Here is a 20,570-nt window from a genome sequence, read left to right as displayed (position 1 = left end):
GTCGCTTTCACCCCGAATGGTGAAGTGCAATTATTATGCGTTATACAATTGATAGACCGCGCACAGCAATGACAATCGACGGGCGTGTATCGTTGTACGGAATAGAATAAAGATCAAATTGTATTTTATTGAATCTATACAAGTTGCGGGTTGTTGCAGGTGAGGCATTCAAATCATGCCTGCCGTGTAGTTGGCACGGCGGTTTACTGAATTAATTGGATAGATTTGCGATAACCGTATCAGGAACGGAATTGCCACCAGCCGATTATTTTACATTATGAAACATTTGCTCATCTGTCTTTCGTTGCTGTCTACCTGTTTGCAGGGTGTATTGGGTAATCATGATAGCCGTTTGGCCGAGCTCAGTACCGCCATTCAGCGTACCGCCGAATACGATGCAGCCCGGATCAAAGAGATCGATCAGCTGCGGCAATCCCTTCAGGTAGCCGGCCTGTCATTACCTGATCTTTTTGCCCGTCATGAAAAGATCTACGAAGCCTATAAGATATTCAACTATGATTCAGCCTATAGTTATGCCATCCGGCTGGTGCGCATTGCCCGTGAGCTCAAGGACAGCCGCTACCAGGTAGCGGCACAAATGAAACTCAGCTTTATCCTGCTCTCGACAGGCCTTTACAAAGAAACCCACGATTCACTCGTATCTCTTGCCCGGCAGCCGATTCCGGATAGCCTCAAGGGTAATTATTATGCCCTCTGGGGCCGGTACTGTTATGACCTGGCCGGTTATGCCAACGACAATTACCATTCGGTCGATTACGATATCCAGGGAAATCAATACCTCGACTCTGCCCTGAACTGGTACCACCCGGGATCTTTTGATCACACCTACTACAGCGGCTTAAAGTACTTCAAACAGAATAAACGCAAAGAAGCGGCCAGTTTTTTCGAGCAGCTTATGACGCGCGCTGATCTCACCCATCACCAATTTGCCCTGGTGGCTTCTACCCTGAGTGGCATCTACCAGCAAAATGCCGATATGGACAAGGCCATCGATCTACTGGCACAGGCCACCATCGCAGATATAAAATCCTGCACGAAGGAAACCGTGGCGATCTTTCACCTGGCAGAACTACTGTATAAAAAAGGCGATTTGCGCCATGCAGCCATGTGTATCGAGAGCGCCATTGCCAATGCAGAGTTTTACGGGGCCCGCCAGCGCAAGGTGCAGGCTAGCTCCATCCTGCCGCTGATCGAAAGCGAACGGATCAACGGTATGGAAAAGCAGCGAAGCCTGCTGATCAAATACGCTGTAGTGGTAACCATCCTGGTGCTGGCCCTGGTGGCGTTGACCTGGGTCATATTGCGACAAGTAAAAAAGCTTAAGCTGGCACAGCAGGCGCTGAAGGAAGCCAATAACGCGCAACAGGCCGCCAATGCGCAGCTGCAGGAATCGAACCGGCGGCTGGCCGAGGTGAACGAGAAACTGGAGGAAGCCAACAAGATCAAAGAAGAGTATATCGGCTACTTCTTCAACATGGATTCTGAATATTACAATAAAATCGACAAGATCAAAGGCACCATCGAACAGAAGCTACAAGAGAAGCGGTATGAAGACATTCGCTTCTTTCTCAATAAGATAGACGCCCGCAAAGAAAAAGATGAGCTGCTGCTGAGCTTTGACCAGATCTTCCTGAAGTTGTTTCCCCATTTTGTGCAGGAGGTGAATGCCCTGTTGCGGCCCGAAGAAAAGATCACCCTGCGCGAAGGGGAATTGCTGAATACCGACCTGCGGATCTTCGCCCTGATGCGGATGGGCGTAGCCGATCCGGAAAAGATCGCGAGCATCCTGGAATACTCCGTCAAGACCATTTATAGCTATAAATCCCGCATTAAAAACAAGGCAGCGGTTTCGGGCGAAGAGTTTGAGGAGCGGATCATGCGGATCAAAACCCTGTAGCCGGCGCCGCCCCCTTGGTACCGCGTCCACGTCTAACTTGTCGTACTGTCCCAAAAATGGACAAGCCTAGCTCAACCGGAGCCAGACCCTAGCCAGACCCTACCCAAACCGGCGTGTTTCCAAAATCGGGAACAAGGCGTCTGTGATTGGTGCTGCCTCGTCCACGTTTCAAACTGCCGCTCGCTGAGCCAGCCGTTGGGCTTTATTACCTCCCTCCTGGTCACCCCAGTGACGCTGAAAGGTCAGTTCCCGGTCCCGACAGCACGAGCTGCCTTTCCCAATTGCGCCCCTTTTCTGTCTGTTTTCGTTCTATAGTGAAAAAGTTGCATGTTTTGTAAGTGGTTATAATCCATTTGATTAGGTTGTTCAAACACGACATTTTCCCTTATATTCTTTCCATTGGGCTTATAAAACTTTGCCCTGCTTGCCGGCCTCCGTTCCTTTACCATCCATTGATTGTAAAACGAAACGATTGCACATGCCCCCAATGAGAAAAGCAAGCAGCTGCGCCAACGCCCTGTCGCCTCCCAGTCGATGCCCGACTACCACCCGCCGTGTCGGATGCCCCTTTGAATCACCGGCCTGTCCAGGCCGGCCGCCGGTCGGGTCCCCAATCTTCCAGTAAGGCTTTGATTACCCACGTTCAATACAACTTGTCATTATGAATCAATTCCGCCATTTGAAATGGCTGCTGTTACTGTGCACCAGTTGCCTACTGTATGCAGCCCATGCCCAACAGCCATCTACCCCCGTTACCGGCTCCGTTAAAAACGAGCGCGGCGAACCGTTACCAGCCGTCTCCGTGAAAATTGCCGGCACCGAACGGGGAACTGTCACCGATCAGCAGGGAAAGTTCAGTATTACTGTCCCCGAAAATACCAGGCTCCTGATCTCCTATGTGGGCTACGACAGTCTGCTGGTAACGGCCCGGACCTCGCTCGAACTGGTGCTGAAACCTGCTGCCAACGCCCTCAATGATGTGGTCGTGATCGGCTACGGTACTACCCGACGCAAAGAGCTCACAGGCTCCGTGGCCACCGTAAACGCCAAAGATTTCCAGCAAGGTGTCATCACTACTCCCGAACAATTGATTGCCGGTAAAGTGGCTGGGGTGTCTGTCACCTCCAACGGTGGAGCACCCGGCGCAGGCAGCGTGATCCGCATCCGTGGCGGCGCCTCCCTCAATGCCAGCAACGATCCGCTCATCGTTGTCGATGGGGTTCCCCTCAGCGGCAATAATATTTATGGTGCGTCCAATTCCCTCAGCCTCATCAACCCCAACGATATCGCCACCTTTACGGTGCTTAAAGACGCAGCGGCAACGGCTATTTATGGCTCACGCGCTTCCAACGGGGTTATCCTGATTACCACCAAAAAGGGCGTCAGTGGCCAGCCTCAATTCAGTTTCAGCACCCAGGTGTCGGTATCCACCATCGCTAAAAAGATGGATGTGCAGTCGGCGGGCGATTTCCGTAAATACGTCGACTCGCTTGGCGGCGGCACCTACGACAATATTCATTCGTACAAATCCCTGCTGGGCAATGCCAGTACAGATTGGCAGGATGAGATCTTTCAGACAGCTATCGGCACCGACAACAACCTCAGCATCGCCGGTGCGGTGAAGAACACGCCTTACCGGGTATCGCTGGGGTATCTCGATCAGCAAGGTATCCTGCGTACCGATCACCTGCAACGTATGTCGGGCGGTATCAGCCTGAGCCCCCGGTTGTTCGACAACCACCTGAAAGTCGACATCAACCTGAAAGGAGCGTACAATAAAACGCGATTTGCCAACAATGCCGCCATCAGTTCGGCCGTGTATTTCGATCCTACCCAACCGGTACATGCCACCTCGCCCTATGGCAACTATTTCGAGTGGGCTTCGGTAGATCCGTCTTCTGGCGCTGTAACGCTCAATAAGCTAGCACCCCGCAATCCGGTTGCCCTGCTCGATCTGTATAATAACTCCAGCAATGTATACCGCAGCTATGGCAATGTGCAGTTTGACTACAAATTCCATTGGCTACCCGAATTACACGCCAACCTCAACCTGGGTTATGATATCGCTAAAGGAGATGGCAAGATCGATGTGCCTGCTTTTGCCGCACAGAATTTTCTCGATGGCGGTCAGCGCAACAAATACTCCAACAGGATCAACAACAAGGTGGGTGAGTTTTACCTGAACTATACCAAAGACCTGAAAGACATCAAGAGCAATATCAACGTGACTGCTGGTTATGGCTATTATAACAACCTTTCCACCAACGATTTTTACGCGGCCTTCCGGGCTAATGGCGATACCATTCCCGGTTCAAAGCCTGTATTCCCAACGGATAAACCGGAAAACACGCTCATCTCTTATTACGGTCGTTTGATCTATACTTTCAATAGCAAGTACATCTTTGCGGCCTCTATCCGTACAGACGGATCATCACGTTTTGCGCCCGATGTACGCTGGGGTACTTTCCCGTCGGCCGCTTTTACCTGGCAAATGAATCGTGAGTCATTCCTGCAGGATGTGAAATCACTGTCGAACCTTTCGCTGCGCCTCAGCTATGGTGTAACCGGTAACCAGGATGGCATTTACAATTATCCCTATCAGTCGATCTATTCCCTGAGTGGCAATGGTTCGGCCGTACAATTTGGCAATAGCTGGTATTATATGGGAACACCGGCAGCCTACGATGCAGGCATCAAATGGGAGCAAACAGCTACTTACAATGCTGGGCTCGACTACGGTTTTTTCAACAACCGCATCAATGGTAGCGTGGATGTTTATTTCAAAAAGACCAAAGACCTGCTCAATACCATTCCTATCCCTGCCGGCTCCAATTTCAGCAGCACCATCCTGACCAATGTGGGTAACGTAGAAAACAAAGGTGTGGAACTGGCGATCAATGCTGCTGTCATTAAAGGGAGTAAATTTAACTGGGACGTGAGCTTCAATGCGGCTTACAACGAAAATAAGATCACCAACCTGACTGCTACCAAGGATTCCACCTACCCCGGCACGTTGACCGGCAACGGCGTTATCCAGATCAACTCCGTGGGTTACCAGGCCAACTCGTTTTATGTATATCACCAGCAATACCTGAACGGGAAACCGGTAGAAGGCGTGTATGTAGATATCAACAAAGATGGTGTCATCAACCAGAAAGACCTGTATCGGTACAAGTCTCCCTTCCCCAAATTCACGCTCGGCTTTTCCACCCAGTTTACCTACGGTCGCTGGGCCTTGAATACCGTGTTGCGTGCCAATATCGGTAACTATGTATACAATGGTATTGCTACCGGGTCGATCCGCGCGAACCTGCTCAATCCGCTGGGCTACCTGGCCAATGGAATGAATGATGTTTACAATACAGGGTTTATCAACGGGCAAAATCAATCGGATTATTATATCGAAAATGCCTCCTTCCTGAAGATGGATAACCTGGGCCTGGCTTACAATGTGGGCAGGCTGTTGCACGACAAAGTGGGATTGCGCCTCACTGCCAATTGCCAGAATGTGTTTACGGTCACCAAATACAAAGGGCTCGATCCGGAGATCTATGGGGGTATCGACAACACCATTTATCCGCGTCCGCGCATCGTAACCATTGGTGCCAGTCTTCAATTTTAGTGTTCATTCAAAACAAGAGAACCATGAAAAAGTATTTTCATCTCTATACAACCGTACTGGCTGTAGCATTGCTGCTCTCGTCTTGCCACAAAGACCTCGACCTGCAGCCGGTCAATGCCAACACGTCCGAAAAACAATACAGTACGCTGGAAGGATATAAGCAGGTGCTCGCCAAGGTCTATGGCGCTTACTCATTGGTCAGCAGCTCGGGCGTAGGCAATTCCGATGTAAACATTGCGGGCATTACCGATGCGGGGACAACCGACTTCATTCGTAGCTGGTGGAACCTCCAGGAGCTAACCACCGATGAGGCCATTTGTGCCTGGAACGATGCCGTGCTCCTTAGCTTTCACAACATCAACTGGACCTCGGGTAATGTCTTCATCAATGCGACCTATGCACGCAGTTTATACCAGGTCACGGTAGCCAATGAGTTTATTCGTGAATCGACCGATGAAAAGCTGGCGGCACGTGGATACAAGGAAGCCGATGCTGCGACCATTCGCCAGTTCAGAGCGGAAGCACGTTTCCTGCGCGCCTTTCAATATTGGGTGCTGATGGACCTGTTTGGCAATCCGCCTTTTGTAACGGAAGACGATCCCATTGGTAAATACATTCCCAAACAGATCAAGAGAGCCGATCTTTTTACCTATGTAGAAACGGAGTTGAAAGCCATCGAAAACGAGCTGGCTGCTCCCCGGCAGAATGAATATGGCCGGGCCGACCGGGGCGCCGCCTGGGCACTGCTGGCCAGGCTTTACCTGAATGCCAAAGTATATACCGGCACCGATCGTTATACCGACGCCATCGTCTATTCGGGCAAAGTAATCGAAAATGGTTATGCGCTGAAGAGTAACTACAAAACGCTCTTCATGAGCGACAATGACAAGAACAATACGGAAGTGATATTGCCGATCGCTTATGATGCGACCAATAGCCAGAACTATGGCGGTACCACCTTCCTGATCTGTTCCGCCCATGGTACCAACCCGGCCGATAACCAGGCATTTGGTATTCCCAGTGGTGGCTGGCTCGGCAACCGCAGTACGAAAAACCTACCGTTGGCATTCGGCGACTATAGCGGCAATGCCGACAAGCGGGCTTTGTTTGGCCCCGGCAACCTCGAGGTCAATGATGTCGTGGTATTCAATGATGGGTTGGGCGTCTACAAGTTCAATAACATCAGTTCAACCGGTACCACACCGCCTTCTCCCAATGGCGTATTATGTAGCGTCGACTTCCCCTTGTTTCGCCTGGCGGAAATGTACCTCGTCTATACAGAGTCGGTGTTGCGCGGCGGTACTGGTGGTACACAGGCCAAGGCCATTGAATACATCAACCTGCTGCGTGCACGCGCTTATGGCAACAACAGTGGCCAGGTATCCACCTTTACGGTCAATGATGTGCTGAATGAGCGGATGCGGGAATTGTATTGGGAAGGATTCCGCAGAACGGACCTCATCCGCTACGGTCAGTTTACCGGTAGCAGCTACCTGTGGCCGTGGAAAGGTGGGGTGAAGAATGGTGTAGGTGTAGACGCGCATTTTGCGCTCTTCCCCATACCGGCCGCGGAAATCATCGCCAATCCCAACCTGGTACAAAACCCTAACTATTGAGTTAACCTTTCAACTACGATTGTATGCGAACTATCGTCCACTACTTATTGATCATAGCAGCGAGCTGCTGCCTCTTCGCCTGCCAGAAAGATGGCGAAGACTACCAGTTGCGGCCTGGCAGTTTCGGCGGTAATGCGCTGTCTGCTTCCTCCACTACCGTGGTACTCACGGCTGCCAAAGAGAATGATACAGCCCTCAGGTTTCAATGGTCTGCTGCCGATTTCGGCGTACAGCCGGTGATCAGTTATGTGTTGCAACTGGGTCGCGTGAGTGATACTGCCAACAGCTGGGCCACCGCCAAATCGATCACCATCGATGCCAACCGCCAGCAATATGCTTTCGTGACCAAAGACCTCAATAACCTGCTCAACGGCATGGGCATTACACCGGGGGTGGCCAATACCATCGCCGTGCGGATAAGGGCCAATGTGAACCAATACAATGGCGCCGCATCGACTGTGCCACCGGTATTCACCAATACGGTATCACCGCAGATCACTTCTTACGGGTTGGACCTGTACGTGCCTGGCGATTACCAGGGATGGAGCCCGGCCACTGCACCCAAGCTGGCCCCGGTGGCTGGCCGCGCAGGATTGTATGAAGGGTATGTGTACATGGCAGGAGCCGGACAACATTACTTTAAATACACCAACGCCCCTGATTGGAATCACACCAACTATGGTGATGGCGGCAGCGGCAGCTTCAATACCGATGGCGCGGCGGCTGGGTTGTCTGTACCCGATGGCGGCTATTATTACCTCACGGCGAACCTCAACAACAATACCTGGACGGCTACCAAAACAACCTGGGGTATGCTCGGCGATGCTTCGCCAGGTGGTTGGGATACCGATACGCAGCTGAGCTATGACGAGGCGGCGCAGGTGTGGAAGGTGACTGCCAATATGAAAAAGAATGGCTCTTTCAAGTTCAGGGCCAACAAGGCGTGGGACCTGGATTTGGGTGTCGATGGTGCCGGTAAACTACAGTATGCCGATAATCCCTTCCTGGGCTACACGGCCGGGCTGAACAACCTGACGGTACCGGAGGATGGCAACTACTCCATCACACTCGACCTGCATGTGGCCGGCAACTATACGTATGTTTTGCACAAGAATTAATAAGCACAAACCCTTTATGAAAATAACTATGTATTCGATCTTACTTTCCTGGCTGTTCCTGGCGTGCAGCAAGACCAACGATGCCCCCCCTGTGGTGCCACCACCCCCCGTCGATGATACCCCTGCGCAATATGGCGTCCCGTTTGCCAATGTACCGGCTCCGGCCGACGCCGTCATCTACCAGGTGAATATGCGGGCTTTTAGTGCGTCTGGTAACTTTCAGGGTGTTATTGCGCGGCTCGATAGTATCAAGGCCCTTGGCGCCAATGTGGTGTACCTGATGCCCATCTATCCCGTTGGCTCGCTTAAAGGCGTGAACTCTCCGTATTGTATCAAGGATTACAATGCGGTCAATACCGAGTTCGGAACCCTCGATGATCTGCGGGCGCTGGTAGACGGTGCACATACACGCAACATGAGTGTGATACTCGATTGGGTGGCTAACCATACCGCCTGGGACAATCCCTGGATCACGGCCCATAAAGACTGGTACCTGCAGGATGCGGGTGGCAATGTGGTGAGTCCGCCCAATATGGGCTGGAACGATGTGGCGCAACTCAATTTCAGCAATGCAGCCATGCGCCTCGAAATGATCAAAGCGATGAAGGGTTGGGTATACAAAGCGAATGTCGATGGTTTTCGGTGTGATTATACAGACGGTCCGCCCCTCGATTTCTGGAAGCAGGCCATCGATACCCTGCGCAATATCAAAACACACAAATTGCTGCTGATGGCAGAAGGCTCACGGGCGCTCAACTATACCGTAGGCTTCGACTATAACTTTGGCTTTGGATTCTTCGGGCAACTCAAGGCTATTTACGAACAAAAGAAATCGGTGTTGACCATCGATAGCCTCAACCAGGCGGAGTATGCCAATGCGATCAGTGGGCAGCAGATCATTCGTTACACAACCAATCACGATGTAAATGGATCAGACGGTACACCGCAGGAACTGTTTGGCGGAGACAGAGGCGCCATGACGGCTTTTGTGATCACGGCCACGATGAAGAGTGTACCCATGATCTACAATGGCCAGGAAGTAGGCATGGCCTCCCGCATTCCATTCCCTTTCACCAGCGTGAAAGTAGATTGGACGAAGAATGCGGCCACTACAGCAGAGTATAAAAAGATCATTGCGTTGCGGAATACCAGTGCTGCTATACGCCGCGGTGTCGTGACGAGTTATAGTACGGGTGACCTGTGTGCGTATACCAAGGTACTGAACAACGAAAAGGTATTGGTCATCGCCAACCTGCGCAATAGCGCACAAACGTATACGGTGCCGACAGCAATAGCCGGGAGTTACAAAGAAGCATTCGGTGGAAATACGGTGAACGTGAGTGGCGCACTCAACCTGGCGCCTTATGAATACAGGATACTGCAAGCGCAATAAGAAGCTTTCGTTAGCGGGTAAATAATGGGTATCTGCAAAACATCCTATTTGCCCCATGGCCACCGGGACGCCGGCGGCCATTTTATTGTTGAAGATTCTTTAATAGAGTTGCTGCTAGAAGGGCATTTTAACCCAGGGACTGTTGGGATCGGTGAGCAACAAGTTCATGCCCAGCTGCATGCCTTCAAAATCGTCGGCTTCAATGCCGTTCCATACGCAACGGGCAAACTGATAGGATACGGAAAGCTGGTTCCAGGAGGTGTACATACTTCGGATGGGGCCTACACAACGCATGATATAATCCATCGCTTCCGAGCGGGTAAGATAGCCGGCATCAAAGCTGGCGCGGCTCAGGTTGATGATGCGGGCAAAATCCCAGATCAGCATTTCGGGGTGTGTGCCGTTGCCGATCAGTTTGTGTTCCTGGAAAAGTTCGATGGCGTCCCGCATATTGCGCAATCGCTGCATGGCAGCTTCTTCTTCCATTTCATTCTTCACCACATGCTCACGCAGGAAGGCCTTGCTTTCTTTGATCGACACCGAGTTCATCGCCTGCCAAATGATGTCGTATTGAATACGATGCCCCTCATTGAAGAGCCAGTAGATGGTGTCATGGGCTTCTTCTTTGCTATCGATATCCCACCATTGCGCCAGCATATCCCGGCATTCGTGACGGGTAAAGCCGGTGGTGAGGTCATTGAGGTATTGTCCGTTGAGCAGGGCGAGATCGGCGCCACAGGCTACTGCCCATTGTTCTTCCTGACTTAAGGAACTATCTGGATTGAGCAAGATACCGGAAGCCGCCTCGTCATTTTCTTCATCACCTGCTTCGCCGTGGAAGAAGGCATTGAATTGCTGCATATTTTGACTGAACTGGTTGAGCTGGCTGGCCCATTGATTGGTGAACTGCATGGATTGCTCCATCTGTTGTTTGTACAGCGCAATGGCTTCATCACTCATGCCCATCGCTTTCAGCGATTGCAGGTATTGGTCCATCATATGTTGATCCATAAGGAAGGGTTTCTGATTGCGGGCAAAATCCGTACCAGTGCAATTGTCGCATACCAATTAATTGCCTTATATTCATACAAATACAATATTACCATGGCTACCCCGAAAAAGAAATCGATTGCCCGGCGCGCTGCAGCAAGCGGCAAAAAGGCTGTTGCTACGAAGAAAACAGCCACTAAGAAGGCGGTAAGTGTTGCGAAAAAAAGGGTGGCCGCGCCGCGGAAAAAGGCCGCTGTGAAAAAAGCGGTGGGCAAAAAGATTGCTGCAAAAAAAGCCGTTTCTACCAAAGTGCCATTGAAGAAAGGGGTGGCGAAAAAAGCAGCTGCTGGAAAATCAACCATCAAGAAATCGGCTGCCGGCAAGCCGGTTGCCCGTAAGCGGTCAGTCAAGAAGGGAAGCGCCAAGGCGACCGCATCTGCAAAAAAAGCTGCCTCCCGCAAAAGTACTACCACAAAAAAGGCTGGCCGTGTTGCTGGAACCTTTAAAGGGCTTCCTCCATTGATCAGACCTTCCGTACCGGGAGAAACGGTTATTGTAGAAGACATCACGATCACCGATGGAAAGGAGATCGTTTTTGCCATGGAGCTCATTTACACAGAGCGCCTGGTTAGTAATGACAATGTTTTTGACCTGCACACCCAACGCGATGATAAGGGGCAGGTGATCATCGATGTATACAACGTCCGCAAAGATGGGTTGGTGAGCATACCGGGCCATCGCCGGATCATCTTCATTGGCGAGGCAATCAGCGAACCATTGACCAATGATGAATATCTCCAGGAATATGCCGCCTTGAAACAGGCGCTGGAAAATCTCGTGCTATCGGAGCTGGCGTGACCCATGTGGTGGTAGCTGTTGCAATGAGTAGGTGGGTGGCCTCGGCAACGATTGCGTAATTTCTACTTTTATCCTGCCTGAAATACGCTTATCTATGCAGGTCGGCGGCTATGTTTTACTGATCGCCGGCTGTTGATACCACCGTTGAAAATCATCTGCATGAAGACATTGCTTGTTAGTTTGCTGACCTGTATCGGTATGGCCAGTTATGCCCAGGGGCCTCTTACAACGCCCGAAAAATATGCTCAGTTTATTCCCTTGTATGCACCCGGCACCATGCCCAATAGCAAAGGGCTGCAGTTATCAGACAGTATAGCGAACGAAAGAATATACCGGGTTGGTACTCCCGGTATGTATGCCTTTTTCCCGTCGGCCCAGGAGAATAAAGGAGCGGCAGTGCTGATCTGTCCCGGTGGTGGTTATGAGCGACTCGCCTATGTGATCAGTGGTATACAACTGGCTAAATGGTTCAACAGCATTGGTGTCAGCGCTTTCGTATTGAATTACCGTTTACCCAATTCACCCGACCTGGTGCAGCGCGAGATCGGTCCTTTGCAGGATGCCCAGCGGGCGATGCGCATCATACGGCAGCGTGGTGCCGAATGGGGCATCAGAAAAGACAAGATTGGTGTACAGGGCTCTTCGGCCGGTGGTCACCTGGCAGCCCTGCTTGGTACTGCTTCCAAAGATGCGACGGGGGTAAAGGACGCCCTGGATACCGTATCGTTTCGGCCCAACTTCATGATCCTCGTGTCTCCGGTGGTAGACCTGGGTAAGTACGCCCACAAAGGCAGCCTGAAGAATTTACTGGGCGATCAACCAACGGATGCCCTGATCAAACAATACTCCACACAACTACGGGTGACGGCTGCTACGTCGCCTGCTTTCCTCGTTCACGCGTTCAACGACAATGGCGTGGTGGTGCAAAACAGTTTGCTCCTATACGAAGCATTGGTGCAGCACAAGGTGCCCTCTTCCCTGCATGTATTTCCTTTCGGCGGTCATGCCATTGCATTGCGCAACAATCCCGGCAGTACAGAGCTGTGGACGGAGCTTTGTGAAAAATGGATGATCGAGATGGGCTTTATGCCACAGAGCGTTGCCAAGTAGATACTCCTAAAGCCTTGGTGAATCTATTGCGGTGTTTGTTCTGTGGGTTGGCCCTGAAAAGGCTTTGCCGCAAGGGAACTGTGGAAGTTAGCAAAATAATGAACCAGTTTGAACCACCTGAACTTTTGTGGAAGGCTATCTAGGTCGCACACCAGTTGTGCACGTGTCAACGACTTGAGTCCATCGATGGAGGTGATACCGGCTGTTACTGTTCTCAATTGTTGCAGCGACATCCATCCCATGGCATGCAATGCATGGATGGTGATGGAGAAGTTGGCTTTGGCGGCTGCCGGATAAGGCAAATGATCGAGTTGCCGGTTGATCGACGATATCTCTGCCATGAACTGGTGTTGCAGCTGCCCAAAGTTGCGGTGTAGGTTGGGGAGTGTATAAACATCTTTGTGAATATCCTTCCATACATCGAAAGCATCATTGGTCAATTGCATGAGTCCGGCTATCGGGTACAGCATGGTCTCGAGAGCTGGTGATGGGTAGTGGTTCAACGCTGCGCAAAACAGCAGGATCCCATAATAGCTTTTGTTGTAAGTGATCTGGTATAATTCTTCTTCCTGGATGAAACGGTCCCTTTGTTTTTGTGATTCATGCTGCCACCTGGTCACCGTTTGCAAATGCTGTGTAAACAGGGCGCGGTTCGGAACTTCTTGTAACAATTCCCGATAGATGGCCAACACGATCTCATCGGCTGCCTGCTGGGGGACATATTGATCAGGGGCTTCTATGAGCTGCAGGATCTCGTGCTGTTGTAGAATATCATTATCCAGTAGGTCATCAAACAAGGGCGCAAATACACTCAGCAGCCCGATGCGGCGCTCTTCTTCCGGAGTGAGTGCACGGCCAGTCAGCTGGGACAGGTTGTCGCAAACAACGTTGTGCGCCAGTTGCCAGTATTTGACAAAACGCTTGATCTGTTGTGGTGTAAAAGATGCCTGGTGCTGGCGAGCCGCTGCAGGAAGCAGGTTTTGCAGGTGCTGCTTGAAATAGTCTTCCTGCTTTTTCAGTTGCCAATATAGCTTTCCCAGCCTGCGCACGACCTGCCAATAACTAACAGCCACCGGAGTAGCATACGATGGGGCTGCGGGGTCGATAGTACCTGTTGCTGATGTCGGCATGAGAATGCTTGTTTAAACGGCCTAAGGTAGGAACTATCCGGTTGCCGGGAAAATCCGGCGTACAGGTGCCAGCCTGTAAGCTTGCATAAAAATACCCCCGCCCTGTTGGGGATGGGGGTATTGCTTCCACGACTTGAATGGATCGACTATTCCGGAACCACTAGGGATTCGTAGACCAGAGACCGAACTCCTTGATAAAGGCGCGTTGCGGCAACTTAAGATTATGTACGATCACATAGGCCAGGTCTTCCGGCTGTAACACCTTTTCTTCATTACCATCGGTAAACTTAGCCTTCATCGTCATCTCGGTGGCAATGGTGCTGGGATTAACGGTCGTCACGCGAATGTTTGACTTCCGGAATTCCTGCATCAGGCTCTCGCTCATATTGATGAGGGCCGCTTTAGAAGCTCCATATACACTCATGTTGGCGGCGCCTTTCAGGCCAGCTGTAGAGGCCACATTGATGATGTCACCGCGGCCCTGCTGCAGCATCAACGGCAATACTTCATGGGCTACGTAGTAGGCACCCAGCAGGTTTACCTGTATCGCTTCTTCCCATTCTGCCACAGGCAGCTGCAGGAACCCACCGGTTTTCAATATGCCGGCGTTATTGATCAGGATATCGATACCGGTATTGGTGGCCGCTACTTTGTCGATGGCGCTTTTCACTTCCGCATAGCTGCCCACGTTGACGGGGTGCCAGGAGATATTGATCGTCGCATTGATGGCCTTTGCTTCAGCAGCTACCTTTTCCAGGTCGGTAGCTGTTCTGGCCAGCAGCACGAGATGTACTCCTTCTGCTGCCAACGCTAGTGCCATGGCCCTGCCCAATCCTTTTCCGGCACCGGTAATGAGGGCTGTTTTACCTTGTAATGACTGCATATGTTCGATCTTTTAATGTTTATGACTGGCGCAAGATCAACATTTTTGCATCAATAAAGTTCAGGCCCGGCCGGGATTAATAAAGGCATTTTGTTGCGGAAACTTACTGACGAGCGTGTCAGGTATGCTGAAGTTGCCGGCGAGCAGGTCATTGGGGTTGCTGGCCAACCAACGGCTAAGATCGAGCGATTGGTATTCTCCGCTGTTGAAGCCGATCAATATTTTGCAAACGTTCTGTCCGGTGTTTTTAATGTAGTGGCCTGCACCCATGGGGACATAACCGATATCACCCGCTTCAAATTGTTCGGTGATGGCCTGGCCTTCGGCCAGGAAAACCGTGATCTCTGCCTGCCCGCTGAGAAAGTACTGCCATTCATCGGCATTGGGATGCCAGTGTAGCTCGCGCAGGGCACCAGGTTGCAATTCCAGGATAGACCCAGAAATGGTTTGGCTGATCGGAAACTCACGGGACGTTACCAGCTTTTGAGTGCCGCCGCCTGGTATTACACGGGGCTGTTGGGCCTCCAGCGGATAGCGGTGCATGGTGGTCAGCGAGGGTACCGGCCTGGGCGTAGCGATGGTCGATCCGATGGAGGGAACGGCGCTTTTGGCAAAATAGGCTTCACCTTTCGGCAACAGTGCTACCTCTTCCACCGTGATACCCAGGTTTTGCGCTGCAATGGCCGGGGGCACGTGGGCGATGAAGTCTGTGATGCTGAACGTATGGTCTTCTGAGAAATCGCCGTTGTCGAAGATCAGGATGAAATGCGCGTCCTGGTCACCGATATTCTGGATCGCATGGCCATATCCCTTGGGGAAATACCAAGCATCGCCGGGAGTAAAAGTATCGATATACGATTGACCATCTGGATGAAGGATGGTCGTGCGCAATGTGCCGGTAATAACATAGGCCCACTCTGCTGCGTTGGCATGCCAGTGCAACTCACGCATAGCTCCTGGTTCGAGGCGCATGGAAACACCTGCAATGCCGATAGAGGCAGGGAATTCATGCACGGAAGCGCCACGGGTAATGCCACCGGGACCCGTGCGGGGCGTTTTCTTTTCGAGGGCGTATTTGAAGGTGCTGGTAGCTGAAGCATTCATGGTTAAGTTATTTGAGCGTTTATGGCCGTGCTGCCGGATTTACACTGAACACATTGATCAACGTCAGGTAAGGTGTGGCTGGTGGAATGTTTTGCATGGCTTAAAATTTGAAAGTTGCGAAAGTTGCCTGGAGCAAGTGGCTGATCGCCACTTGCCTCAAGCTGGGTTTTTCACACGGATCGTTTTCCTGTCCATTGATGATGTCCGTCCTGTAAATCGGTTTGGCTGATGTTGCTGTTTTCATGGCTGAAAGGTGCCTGCCTGCTCGCTGGCGGTTACCACCAGATCGGCTACTGCTTTCGGGTGAGAGGCAAAAATGGAATGACTGCCACCCGGTATCTCTTTCACTACTTTGCTGCGGGCACGTGTTGCATACAGCCGTTCAAGGTCCGGATTGATGATCCTGTCGGCCTGCGCCACCATATACCAGGATGGTTTTGTTTTCCAGGCTGGTTGATGAATGATGGCGTGGAAGGCCTTGTCGGCCACCGGCATCTGGGATATGGACATAAAACGGGCCTGCTGTATCGGGAGATCGCCGGCGAAGTCGGCGGGGAATCGTTGCGGATCGATCATGTCGAACCCGTCGGCCCCTTTGATCAACGACTTGTAGGCGGAAGGATACTTTTTACCATTGTCTGCCTCCGATTCGCCCTCATCCGGCGCGTGGGCTGCGATATATACCAGCCCCGCAACCTTCGGATGGTTGCCGGCGATCGTAATGACCGCCCCGCCGTAACTATGACCAACGAGCAGACAGGGACCATCCTGTTGGTCGATCACTCTTTGTACGGCTGTCACATCGGCTTCGAACGAGGTAAGTGGTTGTTGTGTAATGCTAACGTGATAGCCTTTTTCCGTGAGCTGGTGGTACACAGCCTGCCAGCCGGAGCCATCGACAAATGCGCCGTGAACCAGGATGATATTCCTGATACGTGGGTTGGTTTGTGCCTGAGCGCTATCAAAGTTCATCAGCGCCGAAACAAACAATACGATTGCGAGCAGGCAACCTTTTGTACTGGTTAAGTTTTTCATCGCTTCTGATTTTATTCGTTAGAAAAGGTGATGTTAGCGAAGGTGTGACCGGAGCATCCAGGCCATCTTTTCATGCGTTTCCAGCAGCCCGGTAATAAAGTCGCTGGTACCGGCATCCTTCAATTCGTTGGCGAAAGGATTGACGTCTTCGCGCAGGTGAATGATGATACTTTCATGATCGCCCAGCAACTCCTTGATGTAATCGGCACCGTCATTGGCCGATCTGGATTTTTCTGTGAGGTGCGTTAGCTGCAGGTAGTCTGCCAGCGTGGCGGGGGCATAGTGGCCGAGTGTGCGGATGCGTTCTGCCACGTCGTCCATAATATCATCCAGCTGCTGATACTGGGCTTCGAAAAACTTGTGTTTGTTGTAGAAATCAATGCCTTCCACGTTCCAGTGTGCGTTGCGGGTTTTGAGGTAAAGGAGGAATTCGTCGGCCAATACGCCATTGAGTTTTTGGGCAACTTGTAATAAATGATCATCGGAAATGCCAATTGAAGGTTTCATAAATGAAGATGGTTGGTAGATGATTGTTGTTTGCTGGTGCAACTTACGCTCGTTGCCGGGCTGGCGTATGCTCTAAACGACGCCGGGGCAAAAACGGTCGACGGGAAAGGAATACCGGATTACGACAGGTTTGTGTGCAATCCGTGAAATAGAAACCTATGGCAATTGATTATATTTGAACCATGAATGTGCTCATCGTTGACGATAATGAAATAGCCCGTGACGCCCTCCGCCAGATAGCCGGCAGGATCAAAGATGTACATATCATCGGTGAATGTTCCGATGCCATGCAGGCTTATAACCTGTTGAAAGAAGCGCATGCCGACGTTATATTACTCGATATCGAGATGCCTGGTATGACGGGGTTGGAGCTTACCCGCAACCTGGAAAAAGGACCGCTGATTATCTTCACCACCTCGAAAAGGGATTATGCAGTAGAAGCATTCGAGTTGAATGTGGCCGATTACCTGATCAAGCCCGTCTCCTCGGCCCGCCTCATCCAGGCCATCGACAAGGCCCGGGAGCTGCTGGACAGTGCCGGCGAGGAAATGAAGGTGAACGATGATGAATTTATTTTTATCCGTGATTCGAACATCATCAAGCGATTAAAACTGGATGATATCCTTTTCGTAGAGTCCATGCGCGACTATGTCAAGCTGCATACTGCGCAGCGTTTTTATGCTATTCACAACACCCTCAAGACGGTGGAAGACCGCCTGCCCGACAACCGGTTTTTGCGGGTGCACCGGTCTTATATCGTGGCAGTCAGCAAGATCGACACGATCCGGGAAGGGGTAATCGTCATACAGGATAAAACAGTGCCAGTAGCCGACGCCTACCGGTCGACCCTCAACAAACGGATGAACGTGCTGTAAAGCCGTCGGGCCAAAATCCCTGTTTGTCGATCCTTTTTCCCTGCCCATTGCTTGCCGGAGTTGTACGAATTACTGTCGATTACTTTTGATATCGGATCTATGCCGTATCGGCTCCGTACCTAAAACTTGATTACCCCCATGTCTGGCAAGCGTATCATATTATACATCATTGGCCCATTTATTCTAGGTACACTCGTGTTGGTGTACCTGGAGTACAATTCTACCAAACACGTCAATGCCCTCGTTACGGCCAACAACAAGTTGCTGGACGAGTTCCAGATTACCCAGAACCTACTGGATGCAGCTAAAAGCAAGGTGGTGATCGAGAGAAAGATTCGGGGGTTCATCGAGTCTGGCGACACTTCTTACCTGAGCGGTCTCGACAGTGAGTTTCATGAAATACAGGCTGCACAGGATTTTCTGCATGGCATAGCCGACGATTCCGGCAGTGTGGTTCTGATCTCCGAACTGAACCGGTCCATCAAGCTGAAAGTAGACCTGTTTCATGACATTCTCGACGCTTACCACAAACACGGGATTAAAGCAGCAGAAGACACGATCAATGCCAATTTGCCCGAGTGGGTGTCGTACGATATCGAAAAGTATTTACGCAGGATCAGCAATGCCCGGGGGAGCCAACTGGGGCTGATCACTGGTGCCGTGCAAAAGAGCGGGAAGAAAGCCATCGAATTTAGCTATATCGTCATGGGCCTGGTGTTACTGGCCGCCTTGCTGGTGTTTGTGTATATTATCTACATCATTAAAAAGCTGATCCGTTCGGAGAAGATGTTGCGCGATACGGCGCGCGTAAAGGAAAACTTCCTGGCCAACATGAGCCATGAGATTCGTACTCCCATGAATGCGATCGTTGGGTTTACTCAATTGCTGGGACAGAAAAACCTCGATGAAGATGCCAGGCATTATGTGCAGACGATCGAGCGTTCGGGCGAAAACCTGCTCGCTATTGTGAACGATATCCTGGATATTTCTAAGATCGAAGCAGGCATGATGCGGATAGAGCATGTGCCCTTTAGTTTACGGGGCCTGGTCGACTCCATCGAAACGATGGTGCAGCCGCGGGCTACCAGCAAGGGTATACAATTGAAGGTCGAGATCGATCCGTCGATACCAGATATACTGGAGGGTGATCCTGTACGCCTTACCCAGATACTCAATAACCTGTTGGGTAATGCCCTGAAGTTTACGGCAGAAGGTGCCGTGTCGTTGAAAGTATCGGCTGAAGAACAGCGGGAAGGCACGGTGAAAGTGAAGATACAGGTGAGTGATACGGGGATAGGCATAGATGCCCAAAAGCTGAAACAAATATTCGGTCGCTTCGAGCAGGCGGATGATACCATTACCCGTCAGTATGGTGGCACGGGCCTGGGACTTTCCATTGTGCGTGACCTGGTTACCCTGCAGGGCGGCACGATCGATGTGGAAAGCAATCCTGGCAGAGGCACTGCCTTTTCGGTACTGATTCCCTACACCATCTCCACCAGCCAGATCGTCGACAATTTATCGCTCACGCAGGTGCCATTGACGGACCAGTCAACCTCCAATGTCGTGGTATTGATCACCGAAGACAATGAGTTTAACCAAAGCCTGCTCATACACATTTTCAAGAACTGGAATATCCGCTATGATATTGCCAACAACGGCCAGGAAGCGATTGACAAACTGAATAAACGCCGGTACGACCTGGTACTTATGGATATACAAATGCCGGTGATGGACGGCTATACCACCGCCCGTAAGATCAGGAATGAACTGAAATCCGACGTGCCGATCATCGCTATGACGGCCCATGCGATGCCGGGTGAAAGGGAGAAATGTCTGAGCTTCGGGATGAACGAGTACATCGCCAAACCGGTAAAACAGGAACACCTGAGTGCGCTGATCAGTAAGTTTACCACCTTTGTACAACCGGAACCGCAGGGCGAAGCGATGTTGGCCGCCGGTCAGGATTACCAATACATCAACCTCGATTATCTGAAAGATGTAGGGGATGGCGACAAAGTATATGAACGGGATACCACCCGTAAATTTTTGCGGGCAGTGCCGCTGGCGTTGGAAGGACTCGAGCTGGCGATGTATGAAGGAAACGATGCAGAAATGAAAAGGATCGCCCACAACCTGAAAACCACGATCTCCGTAATGGGTTTGAATGATTTGCTAAACCCTTTGCTCGATGAGATCGAATTCTTCCAGGATGATTACCCCAAATTGCAACAAACGATGGCTGCCTTGCAGGAGCTGTTCGATAAAGCGATGGGAGAAGCCAGGGAGTTTCATAAAACACTGGCATAACTACAAACTTGGTAACAGCAGCATATAAGCCGCCTGCACAGGCGGCTTTTTCGTGTTCCCCCTACAGTGGAGGAGGCGCGCAAGTTGTTGAAAGGCATGGT

At 51.2% G+C, this 20,570-nt stretch carries 15 protein-coding genes; 9 read left to right on the top strand and 6 right to left on the bottom strand.

From position 1 onward, the window contains the following. The first annotated feature begins 277 nt into the window (after positions 1 to 277). From P2W70_RS07660 to P2W70_RS07640, 5 genes are all read left to right on the top strand, one after another. A complete protein-coding gene (locus P2W70_RS07660; protein WP_276480850.1) occupies positions 278 to 1,918 on the top strand; it encodes a DUF6377 domain-containing protein in 1,641 nt (546 codons plus the stop codon). Positions 1,919 to 2,579: 661 nt separating this feature from the next. After that, a complete protein-coding gene (locus P2W70_RS07655) occupies positions 2,580 to 5,540 on the top strand; it encodes a SusC/RagA family TonB-linked outer membrane protein (protein WP_276480849.1) in 2,961 nt (986 codons plus the stop codon). A gap of 23 nt (positions 5,541 to 5,563) precedes the next feature. Further along, complete coding sequence (locus P2W70_RS07650) at positions 5,564 to 7,156, top strand: RagB/SusD family nutrient uptake outer membrane protein (RefSeq protein ID WP_276480848.1); 1,593 nt, start codon at positions 5,564 to 5,566, stop codon at positions 7,154 to 7,156. A gap of 23 nt (positions 7,157 to 7,179) precedes the next feature. Further along, complete coding sequence (locus tag P2W70_RS07645) at positions 7,180 to 8,274, top strand: SusE domain-containing protein (protein ID WP_276480847.1); 1,095 nt, start codon at positions 7,180 to 7,182, stop codon at positions 8,272 to 8,274. A 16-nt stretch (positions 8,275 to 8,290) separates the two neighbouring features. After that, positions 8,291 to 9,667: an alpha-amylase family glycosyl hydrolase gene (locus P2W70_RS07640; protein ID WP_276480846.1), complete on the top strand. Its 1,377-nt coding sequence runs from the start codon at positions 8,291 to 8,293 to the stop codon at positions 9,665 to 9,667. Positions 9,668 to 9,781: 114 nt separating this feature from the next. Here the strand turns inward: P2W70_RS07640 and P2W70_RS07635 are convergent, their stop codons facing one another. After that, positions 9,782 to 10,678 (bottom strand): DUF1266 domain-containing protein, encoded by an 897-nt coding sequence (locus P2W70_RS07635; RefSeq protein ID WP_276480845.1) that lies wholly within the window; start codon positions 10,676 to 10,678, stop codon positions 9,782 to 9,784. A gap of 93 nt (positions 10,679 to 10,771) precedes the next feature. Between P2W70_RS07635 and P2W70_RS07630 the strand changes: the two genes are divergently transcribed. Next, on the top strand, positions 10,772 to 11,515 hold the full coding sequence (locus P2W70_RS07630) for a hypothetical protein (RefSeq protein WP_276480844.1): 744 nt from the start codon (positions 10,772 to 10,774) through the stop codon (positions 11,513 to 11,515). 159 nt (positions 11,516 to 11,674) lie between these two features. Next, complete coding sequence (locus tag P2W70_RS07625) at positions 11,675 to 12,625, top strand: alpha/beta hydrolase (RefSeq protein ID WP_276480843.1); 951 nt, start codon at positions 11,675 to 11,677, stop codon at positions 12,623 to 12,625. 23 nt (positions 12,626 to 12,648) lie between these two features. Here the strand turns inward: P2W70_RS07625 and P2W70_RS07620 are convergent, their stop codons facing one another. The 5 genes from P2W70_RS07620 to P2W70_RS07600 form a co-directional block, all read right to left on the bottom strand. Beyond that, positions 12,649 to 13,755, bottom strand: a complete 1,107-nt coding sequence (locus tag P2W70_RS07620) for a class 1 isoprenoid biosynthesis enzyme (RefSeq protein WP_276480842.1) — start codon at positions 13,753 to 13,755, stop codon at positions 12,649 to 12,651. A gap of 160 nt (positions 13,756 to 13,915) precedes the next feature. Continuing rightward, on the bottom strand, positions 13,916 to 14,638 hold the full coding sequence (locus P2W70_RS07615; protein WP_276480841.1) for a 3-ketoacyl-ACP reductase: 723 nt from the start codon (positions 14,636 to 14,638) through the stop codon (positions 13,916 to 13,918). 60 nt (positions 14,639 to 14,698) lie between these two features. Further along, complete coding sequence (locus P2W70_RS07610; RefSeq protein WP_276480840.1) at positions 14,699 to 15,742, bottom strand: cupin domain-containing protein; 1,044 nt, start codon at positions 15,740 to 15,742, stop codon at positions 14,699 to 14,701. Between the two features lie 240 nt (positions 15,743 to 15,982). Further along, the gene (locus P2W70_RS07605; RefSeq protein WP_276480839.1) at positions 15,983 to 16,777 is read right to left on the bottom strand and encodes an alpha/beta hydrolase; all 795 of its coding nucleotides are present in this window, start codon (positions 16,775 to 16,777) and stop codon (positions 15,983 to 15,985) included. A gap of 33 nt (positions 16,778 to 16,810) precedes the next feature. Further along, positions 16,811 to 17,284: a Dps family protein gene (locus P2W70_RS07600; protein WP_276480838.1), complete on the bottom strand. Its 474-nt coding sequence runs from the start codon at positions 17,282 to 17,284 to the stop codon at positions 16,811 to 16,813. 182 nt (positions 17,285 to 17,466) lie between these two features. On the opposite strand from P2W70_RS07600, the gene P2W70_RS07595 reads away from it, so the two are divergent. Beyond that, entirely contained in the window at positions 17,467 to 18,159 is a 693-nt protein-coding gene (locus P2W70_RS07595) for a LytR/AlgR family response regulator transcription factor (protein ID WP_276480837.1), read from the top strand. A 138-nt stretch (positions 18,160 to 18,297) separates the two neighbouring features. Continuing rightward, a complete protein-coding gene (locus P2W70_RS07590; protein ID WP_276480836.1) occupies positions 18,298 to 20,469 on the top strand; it encodes an ATP-binding protein in 2,172 nt (723 codons plus the stop codon). Positions 20,470 to 20,570: the final 101 nt, after the last annotated feature.

The sequence above is a fragment of the Paraflavitalea pollutisoli genome (assembly GCF_029360705.1).
GTDB classification, from domain to species: Bacteria; Bacteroidota; Bacteroidia; order Chitinophagales; family Chitinophagaceae; genus Paraflavitalea; species Paraflavitalea pollutisoli.
Note: the sequence above shows the minus strand (reverse complement) of the source record. Positions and strands in the feature narration are given on the sequence as shown.